Source organism: Micrococcaceae bacterium Sec5.7 (assembly GCA_039636785.1).
Classification (GTDB): domain Bacteria; phylum Actinomycetota; class Actinomycetes; order Actinomycetales; family Micrococcaceae; genus Arthrobacter.
In genome coordinates, this window is the sequence record CP144169.1 from 1,071,543 (window position 1) to 1,091,434 (window position 19,892).

The 19,892-nt window shown below is 63.7% G+C and carries 19 protein-coding genes and 2 pseudogenes; 7 read left to right on the top strand and 14 right to left on the bottom strand.

Annotated features, from left to right (window positions below; genetic code table 11):
• Positions 1–175: 175 nt before the first annotated feature.
• The 7 genes and pseudogenes from V3C33_04970 to V3C33_05000 form a co-directional block, all read right to left on the bottom strand.
• The gene (locus V3C33_04970; GenBank protein XAS69832.1) at positions 176–352 is read right to left on the bottom strand and encodes a hypothetical protein; all 177 of its coding nucleotides are present in this window, start codon (positions 350–352) and stop codon (positions 176–178) included.
• Positions 353–434: 82 nt separating this feature from the next.
• Positions 435–578 (bottom strand): annotated as a pseudogene (locus V3C33_04975) (recombinase family protein).
• 310 nt (positions 579–888) lie between these two features.
• A complete protein-coding gene (locus tag V3C33_04980; GenBank protein ID XAS69645.1) occupies positions 889–1,461 on the bottom strand; it encodes a recombinase family protein in 573 nt (190 codons plus the stop codon).
• Positions 1,462–1,680: 219 nt separating this feature from the next.
• Positions 1,681–2,033: pseudogene (locus V3C33_04985) on the bottom strand (transposase).
• A gap of 637 nt (positions 2,034–2,670) precedes the next feature.
• The gene (locus tag V3C33_04990) at positions 2,671–3,846 is read right to left on the bottom strand and encodes a cupin domain-containing protein (GenBank protein ID XAS68655.1); all 1,176 of its coding nucleotides are present in this window, start codon (positions 3,844–3,846) and stop codon (positions 2,671–2,673) included.
• 39 nt (positions 3,847–3,885) lie between these two features.
• Positions 3,886–4,866 (bottom strand): ester cyclase, encoded by a 981-nt coding sequence (locus tag V3C33_04995; GenBank protein ID XAS68656.1) that lies wholly within the window; start codon positions 4,864–4,866, stop codon positions 3,886–3,888.
• 111 nt (positions 4,867–4,977) lie between these two features.
• On the bottom strand, positions 4,978–5,973 hold the full coding sequence (locus V3C33_05000; protein XAS68657.1) for a LacI family DNA-binding transcriptional regulator: 996 nt from the start codon (positions 5,971–5,973) through the stop codon (positions 4,978–4,980).
• Positions 5,974–6,094: 121 nt separating this feature from the next.
• On the opposite strand from V3C33_05000, the gene hisD (V3C33_05005) reads away from it, so the two are divergent.
• Genes hisD (V3C33_05005) through V3C33_05015 form a run of 3 tightly spaced genes read left to right on the top strand, consistent with a single transcriptional unit; the run spans position 6,095 to position 8,948 of the window.
• Positions 6,095–7,429, top strand: a complete 1,335-nt coding sequence (gene hisD / locus V3C33_05005; GenBank protein XAS68658.1) for a histidinol dehydrogenase — start codon at positions 6,095–6,097, stop codon at positions 7,427–7,429.
• Positions 7,381–8,187 carry an SDR family oxidoreductase gene (locus V3C33_05010; GenBank protein ID XAS68659.1) on the top strand — a complete coding sequence of 269 codons (807 nt, stop codon included), beginning with the start codon at positions 7,381–7,383 and terminating at the stop codon, positions 8,185–8,187. The genes hisD (V3C33_05005) and V3C33_05010 overlap by 49 nt, the downstream gene beginning before the upstream one ends.
• Positions 8,184–8,948, top strand: a complete 765-nt coding sequence (locus tag V3C33_05015; protein ID XAS68660.1) for an aldolase/citrate lyase family protein — start codon at positions 8,184–8,186, stop codon at positions 8,946–8,948. The genes V3C33_05010 and V3C33_05015 overlap by 4 nt, the downstream gene beginning before the upstream one ends.
• 97 nt (positions 8,949–9,045) lie before the next feature.
• Here V3C33_05015 and V3C33_05020 read toward each other — a convergent pair whose 3' ends face one another.
• From V3C33_05020 to V3C33_05045, 6 genes are all read right to left on the bottom strand, one after another.
• Positions 9,046–9,768, bottom strand: a complete 723-nt coding sequence (locus tag V3C33_05020) for an alpha/beta hydrolase (GenBank protein ID XAS68661.1) — start codon at positions 9,766–9,768, stop codon at positions 9,046–9,048.
• A 19-nt stretch (positions 9,769–9,787) separates the two neighbouring features.
• Complete coding sequence (locus tag V3C33_05025) at positions 9,788–10,672, bottom strand: carbohydrate ABC transporter permease (GenBank protein XAS68662.1); 885 nt, start codon at positions 10,670–10,672, stop codon at positions 9,788–9,790.
• Entirely contained in the window at positions 10,669–11,541 is an 873-nt protein-coding gene (locus V3C33_05030) for a sugar ABC transporter permease (protein ID XAS68663.1), read from the bottom strand. The genes V3C33_05025 and V3C33_05030 overlap by 4 nt, the downstream gene beginning before the upstream one ends.
• A gap of 91 nt (positions 11,542–11,632) precedes the next feature.
• Positions 11,633–12,949 (bottom strand): extracellular solute-binding protein, encoded by a 1,317-nt coding sequence (locus V3C33_05035; protein ID XAS68664.1) that lies wholly within the window; start codon positions 12,947–12,949, stop codon positions 11,633–11,635.
• Positions 12,950–13,031: 82 nt separating this feature from the next.
• Positions 13,032–14,384 (bottom strand): histidinol dehydrogenase, encoded by a 1,353-nt coding sequence (gene hisD / locus V3C33_05040; GenBank protein ID XAS68665.1) that lies wholly within the window; start codon positions 14,382–14,384, stop codon positions 13,032–13,034.
• A 145-nt stretch (positions 14,385–14,529) separates the two neighbouring features.
• On the bottom strand, positions 14,530–15,405 hold the full coding sequence (locus V3C33_05045) for a carbon-nitrogen hydrolase family protein (protein ID XAS68666.1): 876 nt from the start codon (positions 15,403–15,405) through the stop codon (positions 14,530–14,532).
• Positions 15,406–15,690: 285 nt separating this feature from the next.
• On the opposite strand from V3C33_05045, the gene V3C33_05050 reads away from it, so the two are divergent.
• The 4 genes from V3C33_05050 to V3C33_05065 all read left to right on the top strand — a co-directional run bounded on the left by V3C33_05050 (position 15,691) and on the right by V3C33_05065 (position 18,273).
• Positions 15,691–15,948 carry a hypothetical protein gene (locus V3C33_05050; protein ID XAS68667.1) on the top strand — a complete coding sequence of 86 codons (258 nt, stop codon included), beginning with the start codon at positions 15,691–15,693 and terminating at the stop codon, positions 15,946–15,948.
• Between the two features lie 165 nt (positions 15,949–16,113).
• Positions 16,114–17,340 carry an ATP-binding protein gene (locus V3C33_05055; protein ID XAS68668.1) on the top strand — a complete coding sequence of 409 codons (1,227 nt, stop codon included), beginning with the start codon at positions 16,114–16,116 and terminating at the stop codon, positions 17,338–17,340.
• A 138-nt stretch (positions 17,341–17,478) separates the two neighbouring features.
• Entirely contained in the window at positions 17,479–17,709 is a 231-nt protein-coding gene (locus V3C33_05060) for a hypothetical protein (GenBank protein ID XAS69646.1), read from the top strand.
• A 261-nt stretch (positions 17,710–17,970) separates the two neighbouring features.
• Positions 17,971–18,273, top strand: coding sequence for a DUF4193 domain-containing protein (locus tag V3C33_05065; GenBank protein XAS68669.1), 303 nt, complete (start codon positions 17,971–17,973; stop codon positions 18,271–18,273).
• A gap of 313 nt (positions 18,274–18,586) precedes the next feature.
• Here the strand turns inward: V3C33_05065 and V3C33_05070 are convergent, their stop codons facing one another.
• A complete protein-coding gene (locus tag V3C33_05070) occupies positions 18,587–19,570 on the bottom strand; it encodes a hypothetical protein (protein ID XAS68670.1) in 984 nt (327 codons plus the stop codon).
• Positions 19,571–19,892: the final 322 nt, after the last annotated feature.

The following is a 19,892-nucleotide window of genomic DNA, read 5'->3' on the forward strand; positions in this document are numbered from 1 at the left end:
CGCACCGCCATCAGGCGCGGGGCGGCCGGCGGCAGGCCCGGCCCAGCCGAAGATCAGCGCTGCCAATCGCCAGATCAAACCCGGAGAGGTTGACCCGAATGCCCGTGCCTAGGACGCAATAGCATCGTTCCTTGGAGCAAGGTGTACGCGACCGCTTCCGCCAGTCCTGTGATTGTTAGCCGAGAATGGCGGTATTTTCACACTTCAATGGCGGTTCCTGGGCCGCGCTGGCGGGTTCCTCTCGCTCAGTCTTGGACACCCGCAAGGCGTCGGCGGCAGCGACTGTGGTGACGGCTCTGACGCTCGGGGTATCAAGCAAGTCGTCGATGGAGCTTTGACCTTCCAGTTCCATGCTGATCCTTCACGGCCGATTCGTCTGATCGGGTGCGTGGCCGGAATGGGCTTGCTGGTGCCGGTACAGGGTTGCCCTGTTGCCACCGCGCCCGTGCCTGCGTCGCTCCGGAGGCATGCTCCATAAAGACCTTGACGGCGCCGGCGCCCACGAGGGCATCGACCTGCGCATCCAGGGTCTGCCCCCGCGTGCTGACTCGGGCATAGCCAATGACATTCCGAGTCACGGGGCCACCTTTCAATGATCAGGGCGTCCCATGTTCGAAAACACGTCATAAACCATCTTTCCCGCGTTCTGACCTGCTTTGATACCGGGAACGGGTTCTGACTAAAAATATCGGACCAAACCGCCGATTTGCGTGTGATTGTTCGTTCAGGATGGCGGTTAAATCGCAGCGGAAGTTGGCGGTTTTTGGGGTTCCGTTTGTGGAACCTCCGCCGGGCAGGTCAGGCACCGGTCCATGAAGTTTCATGTATATACGGAATCGTAGGCCTGGCGTCTATTTCAGTCGTACGCGGTGTTGCATTCGGCGCCCGTCAAGCCAGTTCGCCGGTTCCCATGCTCAAGTAGCGGTACACGGTGGCGCGGCTGGCCCCGATGATCTTCCCGATGTCGGCCGGCGTGAGCCCCTGGGCCTTCAGGTCGCGGGCGCGCTTGACCTTCGCATGAGCGGCGGTGACTTCCCGCCGTCCGGCCTTCCGCCCGTGTTCGGCGGCCGCGGCCATGCCGGCCCTGGTCCGCTCGGCCAGCTGGTCGCGCTCGAGCTGGGCGAACGCGGACATGACGGTGAGCATGGCCCTGCCCATCGGCCCCGTTGTGCTGATGCCCTCCGTGACGCTGCGGAAGTGCACGCCCCGGTGTTCCAGGTCATCGATGAGAGCCAGCAGGTTGCGGGTGTTGCGCCCCAGCCGGTCCAGCTTCCAGACGACGACCTCATCACCGTCCCGCAGGTGATCAAGCATCTTGTCCAGCTCGGGCCGGCTGGCCCTCGTTCCGCTCACACCGTGGTCGGTGAAGATCCGGTGGCAGCTCGCGGCATTCAACGCCGCATGCTGTAGATCCGCGTTCTGGTCCACGGTGCTGACCCTGGCATATCCGATACTCCCCATGCCCGCTCCCCCTAAACTCATCAAAGGCTCAGTTCCCTTTTGTTGAGAATAGCGTAAGTGAGACACATTGCTGAGACAAGACAGGGTCCCGGGAACCGCCGCGAATGCTGGGCTTCGACCAACCTCCGACGAACCGGCCATCCCGTCTTGATAAAGGATCCTTTGACGAGATAGACCTCGTTCATGTATGAACTCTCTGTCCCTACCGGTGTTTGGAGAACCCAGCACCCGGCAGGCCACCGCGACGGGAATACCGTCCGCGGCAGGGTCAAGGACCAGCGGGAACGTCATTTTGGGGGCAGCTCCCGGGCGAAGAACGCCGCTGCCCGGCGCAGGATCTCTTTCTCCTGCTCCAGCAGCCGGATCCGCTTCCTCGCATCCCTGAGCTCTGCCGCTTCCTTCTCCGTCACACCGGGACGGGTTCCACCCTCGATGTCGGCCTTCTTCAGCCAGTTGTGCAGGGTCGCTTCGGAAATCCTGAAGTCTTTGGCGATCTGGGAGATCGGGGCTTCATGCTTCCGCGCCACCGCGACCACGTCACGGCGGAACTCAGCGGCGAAAGGCTTGGGCATATTGAACATCCTTGCTGCAAGGAGTGAATCCTCACAAGTCAGGAGTCAAGCACAGCCGGGGCAGTCCCAATGTCCGTCTCTTCAGGGAAAATTGGACTTGCGACAGAACAATTTCACAGGTCAGCTCGAAACACTCTCCCGGGCAAAACAACCCGCCCCCGCCAAACCCATCAACAGAGCCAGGAACAACTGAAGACCCGGAGCTTTCAATGAGGCTACTAAGCCGTCAACCGGAGGTTTTCAGATGTGACAACGAATCATTCTTCCTGGAGGTATTGGAGGCAACACGTGGCCCGTCGCTTGACGGCAACACGCCTTGGCGGGACACGACGCGGCACAGGCCGCCTCGCCGCGGCTGCCCCAGAGGACGGGCTGGCCCTCAACGGAGGGCATGAGGCTCCCCTGCGTGACGAAGCGCGGGCCGCCTCGCTCCAGCGGAGCCCACCACCCGGTTTCAGTGCAGTGTTCGCCGGTGCGCAGGAGCTGTCCGGGGCTGCTTCCCCGGCGGATAGTGACTGGAAGTTGCATGGCTGTTCCTAGTGTGGGTCTGGTGAAGAGGCCGACAGCAGCTGGGCTCCGGCTGTAGGGGGAGGGCGCCGTAGACCGCGACGGCCTCCCCCTTTCGATCGGTCGGGCGTCAGTCGTCCTCGGCGGCGCCTTCCATGACGGCCGTGGGTGCGACGTAGCCGTTGGGGTCGATAACCCAGCCGGCGTCGTGGGCCGAGGCTGCCACGTCGGGCGCCCATTCAAGGCGTACGCGGTCGTCGCCCGGGTTGATCACCAGGAGCTCCCCGGTGCCGGGTGTCGCTGCGGCCTCGCCGCCCTCAAGGCAACGGAACTCTCGCCAGCTGTTGGCAGGAACGGAGAATGAATCGGACGGGCCCAGCTCCAGCGTGGTGCCCGCGTCCCCGTTGAGTGTGACGGCCCAGCGTCCGGACTTGACGAGGACGACCTGCGGCCGGTCGTGGCGGTGCCGAAGCATGCCTTCGCCCGGCTGAGCCCGCAACCAGGCAAGGTTGAAGCTGTGCGGCTCGTGGATCGGCGGGACCTGGCGGCGGTCCTCGGACATGCCGTAGCCGATCACGGGGCTCAGTTCCGCGCCGCCGCCCGGCAGCGCGTTGCACAGGAGCGCATGCCGGCTGTACCTGCGGTCCCCGGGCTGGACCACGCGGGAGCGCATCTGCTCGGGAGAGTAGCTGGTGAGCTCATCAATGAAATGCTGCTGCATCGGCTTGATGAGTGCCACGCCTTCCGGAAGATCGTCGCCGGCGACGGTGTCGATCAGGCGGTTGTCTGCCGTGAGGTGCAGCCCGTACGACTCGGCCTCCCGAAGCACGGACGGCCCCCAGATGATGCCACCCGTGTCGTCCCTGCCCAGAACGGTGTAAAGAAGTCCCTCGTCGGGCCCCTCGTTGGTGAAGCCACGGAAGATCCAGGTCGGGACGGAAATGATGTCGCCGTCCCTGGCGACGTACTCCCCCTGTTTGCCGTCTACACCCCAGCGGAGCCTGAACTCCCCGCCAAGGTTGATGAACACCTCGGCGGTGAAGTGCAGGTGCAGGTTGTTGCTGATGCCATTGGGCATCCCGGCCGCGCCGGTGTTGAAGCCGTGCGGCTGGGTCAGGTTGACGTACTGGTTGGGGTTCTGGGACACGCCGGGGCCGATGAAGGCGTAGTTCTCCTTCTGGTCCGATCCCGGGGTCCGGCAGTCGATGAAGGCCGCGTTGCATGCGACCCAGTCAGTGCGGCGGATGGTCCGCCGCTGGATCTCCTGACTGTCAACGGTCAGTTCGGAGGCGGTGGTGCTGGTCATGATGGTCCCTCCCTCGAGGAAGTTGCTTGTGGGGCTGGGTCAGTAGATATTGGCGGACGGGTCCGGGCCGTCGCCGCGGGTGGCATTGATCTGCGCCCGGAGGGCGATGTCGTCCCACAGCTTGACCTCGTTGACGATCCGGCCGTCCTGGACGAGGAACTGCGAGATGCCGAGGACGTCCACCGGCTTGCCGGTAGTGGCCCCGTAACGGGCCTGGCCGTTGTAGTCGCCTGTGAATTTCCATGTCACGGCGACCCGCAGGCCGCCATAGCGCGGGTCGTTGTGGGTCTGGATGTCGCGGACCTCGAACTGGCCGCCAGGGAAGGCGTCAAGGAATCGGAGCAGTTGGCGGCGGTAGCCTTCCGGCCGGATGATGAGGTTGTTGCCGACGGTGTGGAGTGTCAGGTCGCGGACGAAAAACTCGTCCACCTTCCTCAGGTCGCGGCCGTTCCACACCTGTTGGATCATCGCGAGGACGTTCTCGACGTCGTTGCGGTAGTCGTCCGGGCGGGGGCCTGAGTCGCCTACGGCAATGACGTCGGCCGGTGCTGCTTCTGTGAAAGAGCCGGTGTATCCGCGGAAGGCCTTGGTGCGTGCGACCTCGTCGGGGTCGAGCCCGTGGTCGAGGGCATGGGCAAGCTCATCGCGGACCACCCATTCCTCGACCATCCGGCCACGGCGGTACAGGCAGTTGGCGATGGTAGAGCCTACAACCCTGAAGCCGGCCTCGCCGGAAAGGACGAGGTGGGAGCTGAGGAATGCGTCCTTGCCCCGGGCTTCCCAGATCACATCACCGGCCTGTCCGATATGATCCGGCGACTGCGAGATGCGCATCAGGCATCCTTCGATAACTTCCTGGCGCGTAGTCGACGTGCCGTACGAGCCGTGCACGATCGAGTCGGGCTCGTAGTTGTCACGGATGAAGCCGATCTGGCGTTCGACCCAAATGTAGTCGGTGACCTCACGGATAAAGTCGTCGGGATCGCTGTAGGGCTGGTAGGCAACGGGGTCGAGGGACACGCTTGCACTCGCTTTCAGGAGGACTGGTTTCGCTACGGATGTAAGCGAGTGTATGCGTATGCACAACGCCTTGGCAACCCCTTTTTGCTGAACTTTTCCGTCAGCGACGGGTCAGGGAACGCGTCCCAGTGTGTCGCGCAGGACCATCCGCGAGCTGAAGGCGGACTCCTCGAAGGGCCGACCGGGGCTCTCGATCCGCTCGATAAGCAGGTCGGCTGCCCGGCGCACCATGGCATCCAAATCGTAGGCGATGGTGGTCAGCCGGATGATGGGCCATGAGGCGGAAGGAAGGTCGTCGAAGCCGACGATCGACAGGTCGCCCGGGACGTCGGCGCCCGCGCTGCGGGCGGCATTAAGCGCCCCGAAGGCGACGACGTCGTTGCCGCAGACGATGGCGGTGGGCGGCTCGGGCATGTTCAGGAAACGCTCCGTGCCGGCTTGGCCGGTGGCCGTGTCGAACGGACCTCGATGGACATAGTGCGCGGGGATCCAGATGCCATGCTGGGAGAGTGCCTCGCGCAGTGCAATTTCGCGGTTGATAGCCGTACTCGTGTTGGCCGGACCGAGGATCGCAGCTATTCGGCGGTGGCCCCGCTCGAAGAGAGCTTCGGCGGCCTCGCCCATGCCCTGCGCGGGATCCACCACGGCCGAATCAGCCTGGACGGTCACGGATGTCCGGTTGAAGTAGACGAAGGGAAGTCCGCGGTCCCGCAGCCTGAGCGGCACCACAGAGTCGATCGTGGAGGTCGCCAGGAGCACGCCGTCGAGCCCGTTGGAAATGAGCCGCTCTGCGACGACGTCGTTATCCGCTGCCTCGGTGTGGAGCATGAGCTGATAGCCCCGCGCCTCCAACTGCTGGAACGCGGGCGCGATGATGTGCGGATAGAACTGGTTTTCAAGGTCCGTGAGCAGGAGCCCGATCCGCCTGGTCCGCCCGCTGGACAGGGCCCGCCCGGCGTCGCTGGGGACATAGCCGAGCCGCTCGGCAGCCGTGCGGACGCGTTCCTTGGTGGCTTCGGAGACACGCGGATCGTCCCGCAGGGCGCGGGACACGGTCGGCTGTGAAACGCCTGCGAGCTGCGCGACATCACGGCTGGTGACAGTCATCTACTTCTCCCTACACTCGTCGACGCCACGGACGCCGCAAGGTTCTATCGAATCAGACTATTGACCTCCGCGTTGGCCCGCTCCTAGTATAGACATACGTATGCAGCAACGAGGAGTAATTGTGGTCAAGTACCTGAAGCAAGCACCGTCCAAGTCCTTCGCAGACACGAGCCACGCCGACGTGGCCGAGCGCGTCGGCCAGATCATCGCGGAAATCCGATCCGACGGCGACGCGGCCGTCCGCAAGTACGCCGAACTCTTCGACAAGCAGACAGCTGAGTCCTTCCGGTTCTCGGACGCCCAGATCGAAGAGATCATGGGAACGCTCGACCAGCAGGTCATCGACGACATCGTCTTCGTCCAGAACCAGGTCCGCACGTTTGCGCAGGCGCAGCGGGACTCGATGCAAGACGTCGAGATCGAAACCCTGCCGGGTGTCTTCCTCGGCCACCGGCACGTTCCGGTGCAGGCCGCCGGCGCCTACATTCCCGGAGGCAAGTACCCGCTCACGGCCTCGGCCCACATGACGATTATCACCGCCAAGGTCGCCGGCGTCCCCCGGGTCGTGGCCTGCACGCCGCCGATCCGCGGTGAGATACCGGCCGCGACGATCGCCGCAATGAAGCTCGCAGGTGCCGATGAGATTTACCTGCTGGGCGGCGTCCAGGCTGTCGCCTCAATGGCGCTCGGCACTGAATCGATCAACCGCGTGGACATGATCGCAGGTCCCGGCAACGCCTACGTCGCCGAGGCCAAGCGGCAGCTTTTCGGCGAGATCGGCATCGACCTCTTTGCCGGGCCGACCGAGATCCTCATCATCGCCGACGCCGATGCCGACCCGTTCGTTGTCGCCGTCGACCTCCTCTCCCAGGCCGAGCACGGACCGGACTCGCCCGCGATCCTCGTGACAACCTCCGAAAAGGTGGCCCGTGAGGCGCTCGAGTACATCGAACGCATCCTGCCTGACATGCCGACGAAGGACTTCGCCGAATCTGCATGGCGGAACTGGGGCCAGGTCATCGTCGTGGACGACCTTGACGAGGCCTATAGTGTCGCGGACCAGTTCGCGGCCGAGCACGTTCAGGTCTTCACCGCGGACCCCGCGGCGGCGCTGACCAAGATGCACAATTACGGCGCCCTCTTCCTTGGCGAGAACACGTGTGTTTCCTACGGCGACAAGGTTATCGGCACCAACCATGTCCTCCCCACCCTCGGAGCCGCGAGGTACACGGGCGGCCTGTGGGTCGGGAAATACCTCAAGACCGTGACATACCAAACCATCGAGAATGCCGAATCGTCCGCCGAGCTGGGCAGGATCCTGGGCCGGGCTGCACGCGTTGAGCTCTTCGAGGGACATGCCCGCTCGGGCGACGTTCGCGCCTGGCGCCACGGCGGCGAGCAGTTCGAATGGATCGACCGTGCCTTGGCGGGCACCACCTCCGCCGGCGCGGCCTGATGACATCGCTCACCGGCCGCACGGCGCTCGTCACTGGTGGCGGCACGGGCCTCGGCGCGGCCATTGCCCGGGCCCTTCACGGCGCCGGCGCCGACGTGGTGGTCGCAGGCCGGCGACAGGAGCCCCTCCAGGAAGTCGCATCAGGGCTGGGGGACGGCGCGAGCTGGCGCCTCGTGGATGTGGCCGATCCGGCCTCAGTGGATCAGCTCGAAAAAAGCCTGCGCGGGACTGACGTGTCGATCCTCGTCAACAACGCCGGGATCGCCGGACCTGTCGCGCCGCTGACCGACATCACGCCCGATGAATGGGACGAGGTATTCGACGTCAATGTCCGCGGCACATTTCTCATGTGCCGGGCGTTCCTGCCTTCGATGGTCAGCCGCGGCAGCGGAGACGTCATCAATCTCGCCTCGGTGTCCGGCAAACGGCCCCTCATTCGCCGGACACCGTACTGTGCCTCCAAGATGGCCGTGATCGGGCTCAGCTCGACCCTGGCATTCGAAGTCGGGCCGGCAGGCGTGAACGTCAACACCCTCTCACCGGGGCCAGTGGACGGGCCCCGGATGGACCGCAACTTCCGCCTCGAGGCCGAGCGGACCGGGGCGAGCTACGAACAGGCGCAGGATGTCTTTGTCTCCCGCGCCGCCCTGGGCCGGATGGTGACCGAAGGGGAGGTCGGCGCGGCGGTGGTCGCCATGCTCGGCATGCCCGGGCTTTGCGGTGCCGACGTGGACCTCTCGGGGGGGATGGTCGCATGAGGCCGCAACGGCGTCCCCTGCGCGAGCGTGTCCTCGCCGGCGAGCGGGTCTGCGGCGTCCTCCTCCGCATGCCCTCGGAAGAACTGGTCGAGATGCTCGCAGTGGCGGGGTTCGACTTCATCCTGATCGACTGCGAGCACGGGCCCTCAGATGCCGTACCCCTGCGCCAGCACATCGCTGCGGCGGCAATGCACGGCGCCGACGTCCTGGTCCGTGTCGGGGAAGGCGAAGACGCCCTGGTCCTGCGCGCGTTGGACAGTGGCGCTGCCGGGGTGGTTGCTCCGCACCTTGACAGCGCGGAGCAGGCGCGGGACGTCGTCGCCGCTGCACACTATCCCCCGCGCGGGCGCCGGGGCTTCGCGACCTATGGACGGGCCGGGTCCTACGGAGCCGTCAGCGGCCCGGAGCACAAGGCCAGGCTGGCCGAGGAGACCCTGGTGATTGGCATGATTGAGTCCCCCCTCGCGGTATCGGCGGTGGACAAGATCGTGGCCGTCGACGGGCTCGACGGGCTGATGCTCGGAGCCGCTGACCTGGCCGCGTCCAGCGGCCCCGGGGACCTGTCGGTGCCGGAATCTCGGGCGCGTGTCAACGAGGCGCTTGCCTCGGCCGGGTCGTTGAGGCTGGACCTCGTGGGCGACGCGGAGGCTGCTGCGGCAGCCTATGCCGATGGCGCACAGATGGTGGCGTACAACCTCACGCAGGCTCTTATGACGCAGTTTGCCGCGCTCTTGGAACCACGTCCAGTCCCCTCAACCTGACCAGCTCACAAGAGAATCGGCCACCCCGTCCCGCTGATTCATGCGGGGGCGGGGTGGCCGGTTCTTTTGGGTCCCTGCGGCAGCGTTCTGGACGTTGCTAGGCGGTCAGCCACGACCTGAGAAGCCGGCCCGCTTCTTCGGGGCGTTCCATGGGTGAAAGATGGCCGGCGTTGATGGAGGCCAGCCGCGCCCCCGGCACCGCCGCCGCGATGTCCTTATGGAACTGCGGCAGGCAGATCGCGTCGACCGACCCCGAGACGACGAGTACAGGCATTCGCAGCTCCGGAAGCGCAGATGACTCGTCGATCCTGGTGGCCTGCATGCGCAGCTGGGCATCAAGCCGTGCCCCGCCGGTATCATCACCCATGCGCAGTACACGTTCCACGAGGTCAGGATCCCGGTCCCGCGCCGGGCCGCTCAGGAGCGCGTCGAGGATCTCGCGCTGCAGGTCCCCGGGGCTGTCGTCGGCCGCAAGCCGGTCCCGCCATACACGCCAGCCCTTACGCTGCATCTCCGTGGGGGCCTTTGAGTTGGTCGACATGAGGCACAGGCGCGTCACACGTTCCGGGGCCCGACGGCACAGCGCCATGCTGACGATCGCACCGAGGGAGAGTCCGGCCAGGGCGAAGCGCTCCGGAAGGGTGTCCAGCAGGGCCTCGACCTGGCCGTCCACGCTCGGTTCGTCAAGGGTGGGCATGATTGACCCCTCCACCCCGCAGCCGGACCAGAGGTCGGCCGTGCAGTTCATGCCGGGGAGCAGGACCAAGGGAACGCGGAAGTCCGCCGTCGGTGACGGCGGACCCTCGGTGAATGGTTGCATGAGGTCTCTGTGCCCTCGCTCAGCCCTTGACGGAGCCGTCGCTCAGGCCGGCCACCAGGTACTTCTGGGCCACGAAGGAGATGGCGATGACCGGCAGGGTGAGCAGCATCGCCGCTGCCCCGGCTTGCTGGAGCATGGGAAGGGTTTGGCCAAGCTGCGTCGTGATGAAGACGGGCACGGTCTTTGATGACGTGTCTGTAAGCACGAGTGCGGTCAGGTACTCCTGGAAGGCGAAGAGGAAGACGAAGATCCCCGCCGTGAAGATGCCGGGCCGCATCAGCGGGATCATCACCCTGCGGAGCGTGCCCCACCGGGTGCAACCATCAATCATTGCCGCTTCGTCGAGCTCCTTCGGGATCTCAGCGAAGAAGTTCCGCAGGAGCCAGATGCTGAACGGCTGGTTGATGGCCACCAGGGCGGCCGCCAAGGCGAACGTCGTGTCATAAATCCCAAGCGATTTACTGATCTCGTACATGGGCAATACCACGGAGAAGCGCGGGAGCGACCGGAAGACGAGTGCCAGCAGCAGCAGGATTGCCGAAACATACCCCGGGAAGCGCGAGAGCGCATAGGCCGCCGGGATCCCCAGGACCAGCGCCACGATGGTCGACAGCACGGCCACCACGAGGGTGTTGATCAGGTACTGGGCGAAATAGGTCGTTTCCCACAGATCCTGGAAGGCCTTGAGGGTTGGCGTGTAGCCGGTGAGGACGGGAGGGTTGGCGAAGGCAACGTCGGTCGGTTTGGTGACCGAGAGCGCGGTCCAGATGAACGGAGCCAGCATGACTACGGCGGTCAGGATGAGCAGGACTGCAGAGATGCGGCTTGCGGCGGACCGCCGTCGTGCCCGAGGGGCCGGTTTGATGACGCTTCCGGCAGGGGCCTTGATGGTGTCAGCGATCATGCTTTGGCTTTCGCTTCCTTGAGGAGTCCCCGGATGAACGGGAAGAGGCAAACCAGGATGAGGAGGATGGCGAGCACGTTGATCGCGCTGCCGAGGCCAAGTTGCGCGGATCCGTCGCGGAACGCCGTGTCAAAGACGTAGAGCATGATCGATTCGTTGCCGATGGCGTCCGCCTGCGGGGACAGCGGAATGAGATTGTCAAAGGTGCGCAGCACATCCATGATGGTGATCAGGCACACGAAGCCCAGGACACCCCGGATGGTGGGGATGATGACGTACAAGTGCGTCTTTCTCCCCGATGCGCCGTCGATGAGGGCCGCCTCGCGCAACTCTTTGGGCACGCCCTGCAGGCCAGCAAGGATCATGAGCATGGAAAACGGCAGCAGGTGCCACACAGTGTGTGCGATGACCATTATCCGGTTTGGCCACGTTTCCGTGAACCACAGGATGTTCTGGCCGGTGAGCGCCTGGATGACGTAGTTCACCGCGCCACCAAAGTTCTGGTCGAACAGCCAGGAAAACGAGACCGCACCGACGATGTTCGGCAGTACGTAGGCAACGAGCATGGCACCGAGGATGTAAGGGCGGAGCTTTCCAAGGCCATTCATCCCGGTGGCAATCAGGTAACCCAGCACGAGGATCGTTGCGGTCACGATGACCGTCAGCAGCAGAGTGAAAAACACTGCGCGCCCCAAGCGGGGATCGCTCATTGCCTGGGCGTAGTTGGACAGCCCGATGAAATCCCCCGGGGATCCGTATTCCACTTTTTGGAAGCTCCATTGAATGGTGCGGACCAACGGAACCACCAGAAGGCCCAACATCACGAGCAGGCTGGGGCCCATCAGTAGCGCGAACTCGCGTCTACGCATCGTTCAATTCCTCTCGATTGTGTCGAGTATGTCAGCGGTGTTCGGCCGTGGCCGGCGGACTGCTGGGCAGTCCGCCGGCCACGGCGCGCCGTCAACTGCCCGCTATGGTCTTTTCAGCGATGCTCTGCATCTGTTGCATGCCCGCTTCGATGTCCAGTTGGCCGGTGATGACCTGGACCACAATGGGCCGGATGGCGTTGGTGACCGGAGCCGCCGACGGGTTCCCCGGCGTCGGCATGGACTTGCCGAGCGTGGCGTTCGCTGCCGCAGCGTACTTCGAGCTGTCATCGCTGACCATGCCTTCCCGGGCGGGGTAGGCGGCCGGCACGGAAGCCTTCGAGGCATCCTCGCTGACAGAGGCCGCCATCATCTGGAAGAGCATGTCCTTGTCCAGCTTGGTGTTCTTCGGGATCGACCAGCCATCCACCGAAAGTCGGCTGTAAAGGTACGGAGCGCCGCCTTCGACAGCGGGGGGAGCGGCGAACGCAAACTTGTCCGCGAGCTTCGTGTTGGCCGGCAGTGTGAGGTCGTTCATGCGGCCTGAGAACATGATAGCCATCGCCGCAGTACCGTTGAACATCTGCTGCTGGACCTTTGGCTGGTCAAACGTCGTCACCTGGGGATCCATGTAGGGCCGGAGGGACTTCATCCCCTCCAGCGCCTTCCGCGACTCGTTGGACGCAAACTGCGGCTTGCCGGACGAATCCAGGAAGTCCTTGCCGTTTGAGTTCATCGCCGCCTGGTAGTTCGTTGTGATGTCGGCGGTTGCGTTCAAAGGCAGGGCGATCGGATACTTGATCTCTCCCTTTGCCTGGATGGCTTTCGCGGCGTCAATCATCTCCGCAAATGTAGTGGGCGGCTTGAGCCCCAGCGAATCGAAGACGTCCTTCCGGTAGGCGAGCACGTACATCTGTGCCTGCATGGGAAGCCCGTAGAGCTTGCCGTCGTAGGACATCGCCGAGCGCATTTGTTTGCTCAGTGCGTTGAGCTTGTACTTGTCGGCGTACTTGGCGACGTAGTCATCGAGCGGTTCAATATTGCCCTTCGCGGCGAAGCCGGGAACGACGAAACCGTAGGTCTCGAGGACATCGTAGCTTCCCGAGCCGCCGGCGAGGCTCGCCGTCGTCTTGGTGACCTGGCCGCCGAAGTCGATGGGGTCGTGCTTGAGCGTGACTTTGTCGCGCGTGCAGCTCTTGACCATCGTGTTGGTAAACGGATCGATCGCCGACGAGTTGTAGGCAAGGACGTTCACGGTCGTGTCGGCAGTGGGCATCGTGTAGTCGCATGCCACGGCCGTCGCGTCCTGGGCCCCGCTGCGCGAACCTGCGCCGCATGCCGTGACGCCGGCGAGGCTGGCCACGACGGCGAGCGCCGCGGCGCCCGTCCGGAGGTGTTTGTGGAATCGCATGATATTTAGTCTCCTGTGCTGTGCTGTGCTGGCGGGAGTGGGGCAACTTTGACCCACTCTGGATGTTTATACGTATGTATGCCTAGGGTGCTGCCACAAGGCCGCTCGCGTCCGGCGCACGGATGAGGTCGAGGCGAAGCTGGGCGCTGTCCCGGTGGGCCGGCATCTGTTCGAAGTCGGCGATGGTCACCACCGGCCCGGCCTGCGCCACGGTGGCCTCCCGTGTGGCGCGCTGGTAGGTGAGCTGCTTGAGGAACCGGGCCACCGACAGGCCCTCGGTGTAGCGGGCACCACGGCCGGTGGGCAGGACGTGGTTGGTGCCCGACATGCCCTTGTCGGCGTAGGCAACTGTGGACCACTGGCCAAGGAACAGCGATCCGTAGTTCCGGAGGTTGTCGAGGTAGTAGTCGGGGTCCGCCGTCAGGATCTCGAGGTGCTCGGGGGCCAGGGTGTCCATGACTTCGATGGCTGTTTGGGGGGAGTCTGCAACGTAGATCGAGCCCCAGTCGCGCCAGGCGGCGCCCGCAATCTCGCCCGTGGCGAGTCCCCGGAGCTGCCGTTCGATCTCGATCTCGACCTCGGCGGCGAGGCGGTGCGAGGTCGTTACCAGGCATGCCGGGGACGTGGGCCCATGCTCGGCCTGCGCCAGCAGGTCCGCCGCAACCATGGCGGCGCTGGCGGTGTCGTCCGCTATGACTGCCACTTCGGAGGGACCTGCAAGGACGTCAATGCCCACCGTTCCGTAGAGCTGCCGCTTGGCTTCGGCGACATACGCGTTTCCGGCGCCGACGATCATATCCGCCGGGCTGGCGTCGAGGAGGCCGAAGGCCATCGCGGCAAGGGCCTGCACGCCGCCCAGGGCGAAGATGCGCTCTGCTCCGGACACCCGGGCAGAGTAGAGGACGGCCGGGTGGACCTGACCGTTTTTGGAGGGCGGGGTGCAGGAGACGATGTTCGGCACGCCCGCCGCCCGAGCGACGCCCACGGTCATGAAGGCGCTGGCGAGCAGGGGGAACCTTCCGGCCGGCAGGTAGGCGCCCACGGTGCCGACCGGGACGTATTTCTGGCCGCAGACGACGCCCGGGATGACTTCGTCCTCGAAGTCTGTCAGGCGCGCCCGCTGCATGTGGGCGAAGCGCTGCGTGCGCTCGGCGCCGGCGTCTAGCGCTTCCCGCAGGTCGGCGGGGAGGTCTGCGGTGAGCTTGTCGGCGTCGGCAGGGCTGATTTCAAACGCCGTGCCGCCCTTCCAGCCATCGAGCCGTTCGGCGTAGTCGCGCACGGCTTCGATGCCCCCGGCTTCGATCGTGGAGAGCATGGCGGAGACGGTGGAGATGACCTTTGGGTCGGACTGCGCAGCCACATCCGGACGGTTCGGTTCGCGGACGACGGTCACGGCGCCGGAGAGGCGCGATTTATCTGCATAAGTTAGGTGCATACGTATACAGTAATGATTCAGGGCACCTGTGACAAGAGGCACATCAATGCGATTGCGGCCCGCTCCTCCGGCGGCAGGCCTGCCCGCCGTTAGTCCATCGATTGTCCTGCCGCTTGCCCGAACGCACCCCGCCCGGCCCCCGGGCTCAGGAACGCGGGGCCGGCCGCCAGGTTGCCGGGTCGATGCGGCCACCGTAGACGGGCAGCTCGATGGCAGGCTCTCCGGGCTGGAACTGGGACCACATGCGGGTCACTCCAGCAGTGCCCTCCGCCCGCACCCGGTCGACAGCACCGAGGTCCAGGTTTGCCGCCAGCCGCATCGGCGCCGCGTCGGGCGCCTCCGCGATGACGGCGCCCTCGGGATCAACGATGATGCTGCGGCCTTCCCCGGTCGGGCCGCCGCAGTTGACGCTCACGACAAAAACCTGGTTCACGATGGCGTTCGCCCGGGCAAGCACCAGTTCGAGGGCGCGGTCCGGCGTCGTCGTCTTGACGACGTTGAGGATGACGTCGGCACCCATCCAGGCCAACTGGCGGGTAGCCTCCGGGAACCAGGCGTCATAGCAGATGTTCAGTCCCACCCGTCCTGCCCCGCCGAGGTCGACGACGACAAACCGGTCGCCGGGATCGTACGGCTCGTGCGGGCGCCAGGGAAAGATCTTCCGGTAGCTTCCTGCGAGTTCGCCTGAGGGCGACAGCACCACCTGGGTGTTGAACAGCTCGCCGCGCGGCCCGGTCTCGCACAGGCTTCCCGGGACGAGCCAGACGCCCAGCCTCCGCGCCAGGTCCGCAAGGCCCACCATGCGGGGTCCGTCGAGTGGCTCGGCGGCGGCGCGGAGAGCGTCGGTCCGGTGGCGATCGGGAGAGCCGTCGCCGAAGAGATGAAGCTCGGGAAACACCAGGAGCTTCGTGCCCGGATTGCTCTCCAGAGCCCTGGCGGCCTCATCGGCAAAGGCTTCAAGGGGAGCTCCGATGAGCTGCGGCGGAGCCTGCACGGCGACGAGGGAAAGATTGCGTTGCACGGGGAACCTCGATTCATTTGCTGCAAGAGCTCGGCGAATCATCGTTGATCCGCCGAGGGGCACGGTGCGGGCAAGCGCACACTTCGAAGGGAGCGACTGAGACAACAGCAGGTCCAGTCGAAAGTCTAAGCCTTGATCCACCGACGTTGGCGGCGCGTCACCCTGACGCCCGATTAGGAACGGGAAGAACAGGTTGCTGGTACGGCCCGCAAGGTCCGTGAGAACCTGGACGCCCGCCACGGTGCACCGGCGCCGGAGCAGGCTCCGGAAGCCGTCAACGAGGCGTTGAAGGACATTGCCGCACGCCGGGAGTCAGAGCGCTCCACCGGCGAAGCTGCCGGCGGGGACGCCAGGAAGTCGTGGCAGGAACGGTTGGCAGCGGCACAACAAAAACGGCCCGCGGCCAGCAACGACTTTGCCGAGAAGTTGGCCCAAATCCGAAAGGCCCAGGAAGAACAGGCCGCGGAGCAAGCACGGCGTAAGGCTGCACACCGCGGCCCCAGCGCCGGACCCGACCACGGACGCCGCGGCCCCACCCTGTAGTGACGCGTCCAGCACTTTCACCTGCGGCTCCGCCCACAGAAATACGCTCAGTCAGCGGGACCGGGACGAACTTCAGCACTTCCGTGTGGCTGCGGGGAGTTTATTGATGTATCCGAGTTTTATTAGAAATCAATAAAGTGAGATAACTCTTGTAAGATCGTTCATATGGACCCCGTGGACAATCCCTACACCCCGAATGCAGGTGCCACTCCGGAGATTGTCATTGGGCGTGACGAGTTCCTGGAGGACTTCCGCGTGCTCCTGCGCAGACTCGACCGAGGCCGCACCAATCAGTCCATGATCGTGACCGGACTTCGAGGTGTTGGAAAGACCGTTCTGCTAGGAGAGTTCCGCCAGATAGCCGAGGAGTTCAGGTGGAAGGTCCTCGAACTCGAGGCCAGCAAACATGATGACGACCATTTTCGCCAGACCATATACTCACAGCTTCGGGCGGCGCTCTACCAGATTTCTCCAAAGGCAAAATGGGGAGACAAAGCCAGGAAGGCCGCCCAGGTCCTGCAGTCCTTCAGCCTTTCCATCGATCCTTCGTCCGGTGCCCCCACCTTGTCGCTGGATGTTGATGCTGCAGAGGGATTCGCGGACCACGGTAATCTCACCCTTGACTTGACTGACGTACTGGTCGCTATAGGGGAGGCCGCCAAGGAACACGGGACGGGATTGGTCCTGCTGTTCGACGAGGTCCAGTTCCTGAGTCAAACTCAGCTGGAAGCCGTGATCCAGGCGATACACAAGTCGGTGCAAAGGAGGCTCCCGGTAACGTTCGTCGGTGCAGGATTGCCCCAGATCGCCGAGCTGGCCGGGGACGCAAAATCCTACGCTGAGCGACTCTTCAAGTTTCCAAAGATCGGATCCCTGGATTTCGAAGATGCAAAGAAAGCCCTGGCGGAGCCCGCACACGTCGAGCACGTGCACTTCAACGACGACGCGCTTGTCCGGGCATTCGAACTGACGGAAGGCTACCCATACTTCGTGCAAGAGCTGGGGTATCAAGTATGGGCGGTTGCCGACGGTGACGTCATCACGCTCGAAGATGTTGAGGACGCGAAAGACGCATACGAGGCAAAACTGGACTCCTCGTTCTTCCGGGTCCGGCTGGACAGAGCTACACAGCTTCAGATTGCCTACATGCGTGCCATGGCGCAGCTCGGCCCCGACTCCCAGAAGGCCGCGGATGTGGCCGGAGTCATGGGGCGTGAATCCACCCAGCTGGCCCCCACCCGGTCAGAGCTCATCAATATGGGATTGTTGTACACTCCCTCGCACGGCTACGCCGGATTCACGGTGCCCCACTTCGACCGATTCATGCTTCGGGCTGTGCCACAGCTGGACGTCCCCCCGGTGCAAAAGAGACGCACGAAGCCGAAGAAGTAAAAGCCTGTTCCAGGTCCTGTGCGGGCGATGATTTTCAGCGACACTCGGTTTAGTGCGGTCAACGAACTATTTCGTCATCGAACTTAAGACCGGAAAGTTCCAGCCGGAATACCCGGCAAGCTCAACCTTTTCATCGCCCTGGTCGATGACAAACTCCGCCGCGAAGCCCACGCCGTCACCGTCGGGATCCTGATCTGCGGCACCAAGAACGACCGCAGCGTCCGGTGCAGCCTCGGCCGCTCCACATCACCCATGGCCGTCGCGGCGTACACCTACGACAAGCTTCCTCCGGCTGAGCAACAGGCACTCCCCAACGAGGGGCATGTCGTCGCCGCACTCGAATGGACGGAACCGGACCCGAACCAATAGAACTGTTTCGGGCGTTCACAGGTAGTCCTAAGGTGCAGGGATGCATAATGTACCGAAGCTCCGGTCAACCGCTATTTGACCGGAGCTTCGCCAATTGAGGCCGCGGCCAGCCAGAAGACTCCGGGACGGGAGCACCCCACGCTGCGTGTCACCCTCGCGATAGATAGACCCGAAAGCGCCGGGTACGGGAACATCGGCGAACCGGTGTACGTTGCAGTCTCGTCAGAAACGAACACGAAAATCAGAATGAGAATCACCAAAGTGGCAACCGATTACGACGAAGTCCGTTCCGACGTCAAGGAATCCCAAGACCGTTCGCTGGAGGCATTGCAGTCTGCCAATGCCCCGGATGCCCGCAGCGTCGTCAGTGAACTGGAAGAAGCCGATGCGCTTGATGAGGGACTTACCCCCGGGGGAGAGATCGTCGCTGAGGAGCTCATCGTTCAGGTCATTCCTCAAGCCGCGGACGAGTTCACCTGCTATTTCTGTTTTCTCGTTCGACACCGGTCCCAACTGGCGCGCGAAAGCAACGGCCACTCTTACTGCATCGAGTGCGAAGGCTAGCAGCCCTCCTGTGACGGAAGATTGTGACGAGGGCGCTGCGGAGTAGCAGTTCCGAAGGGCAGAGAAGGGTTACGCATTCGGACAACGGTTGTCGCCCGGCTGAGCAGATGGGCGGCGATCTCGCATTCCAGGCCACAGCCACGACTTTGTCATATGCGCTGTTATCGGCAATCGCGACGCCGTACATCCGGCGTCGAACAGGAGACGGATTCCGGTACCGCCCAAGGGAGCCATGACGTATGCGCGCCACACAATCGAAACTGATGGGCCGAACCTGCGGTCAGTGCTGCCGATGACACGCCCGCCTGTTGCATTACCCTGCTTTTGGTAGCTTGTCCGCCAAGGTGGACACTGCTTCCAGAGCCTTCTTGATGTGTTCTCCGTCCAGGCTTTCTGCCTGCGTTGATCCCCTATGGTCCTCCCAGGCGCGCCCGAACGTCCTTTGGAGGAATGCCACTTTGGCTTCCTCCGCAACCTTCCGATCCTCTATGTCCGAGAGATAAGGGCCGATTGCTCGCAGCTCCAGCTCTGTACGCTTGTAGGCGCGCGAAGTCGCTTGGGCATGCTGGCCGCGACGAATGAGGATCGCTGCAACACCACCCAGCGCCAGGGACAGGGCTAACTTCAAGGACAGCCATGTCCAGTTGAACTCGCCTCGTTCCCAAAAGGCAACGATCGCAACGTAGACCAGCCAGCCGACTCCGGCCACGGAGAGTGCGATACCTGTCCAGAACGCGTGATTACCCGACTGCAGCTCTTCTTTGGCAGACGTCTTGAAGTTCTCGGCCAGAATGTGTCCCGTGGTTTGACCTGCTGCTACATCGGTCTGATCTCCTAATGCCTGAATGTGCTGTAGCACGGCGGCGCTATCTACCTCCGCTGCCTTGATGGCTTCGAGGTGGGGATGCGCGAGTTCCACGAATTCCTGACCTTGGCCCTTCAGCCATGCCGTAAATTCGGTTCCGCGATTCTCTTGGGCGGCGCGGAAGTTTTCTGCTTGATTCGTCAAGGCCTGCTGCATCACTGCCTGATCAGACGTGATCGTCGTCTGCATAGCTGCTAGCGACTGCTGGGCCTGGGCGAGTGTTTGCCCGAGATCTTGAACGCGTCCCTCCAATGCTGCCTGGTTTTTCGCGGAAGCTTCTTCGGTTTCCGCTAGCTTTTGCCTAAGGGCAGTGTTGGCTTCCCGATACGAGCCGATCAGGGTTTCGTATTCCAGTTTGGCCTGTTGCGCCAGCCTGGCGCTGGGGCTTTGGGGCTTTGGGGCTTGTGCCACCCTCCCGCGGTTTGCAGCCATGCTTCCGCGTAGACGACAGCCTGCCCTTCCTGGCCAGGATTGCTGCGAGCGTTACTCAGATAGCTAACCGAGTTCTGCCACTGCTCGTCTGCTTGTCGCAACTGCTCAAGAGTGAACAGCCGAGAATCTACCGCCTTGTACGATGCCAACAGCCCGGTCAGGAACCGGATGCGTTCAAATGCAGTGACTTGGCTTTCACTCATGGCGGGTTCCAAGGTGGCCAAAACGTTCGAGACCTGATCCGGTTTCTCCCAAATTGGATGGTTTTCGAACTGGTTTGTCTCCACGGCCCCTCTTTTCTCTGAATGATTGCTACCGCAGG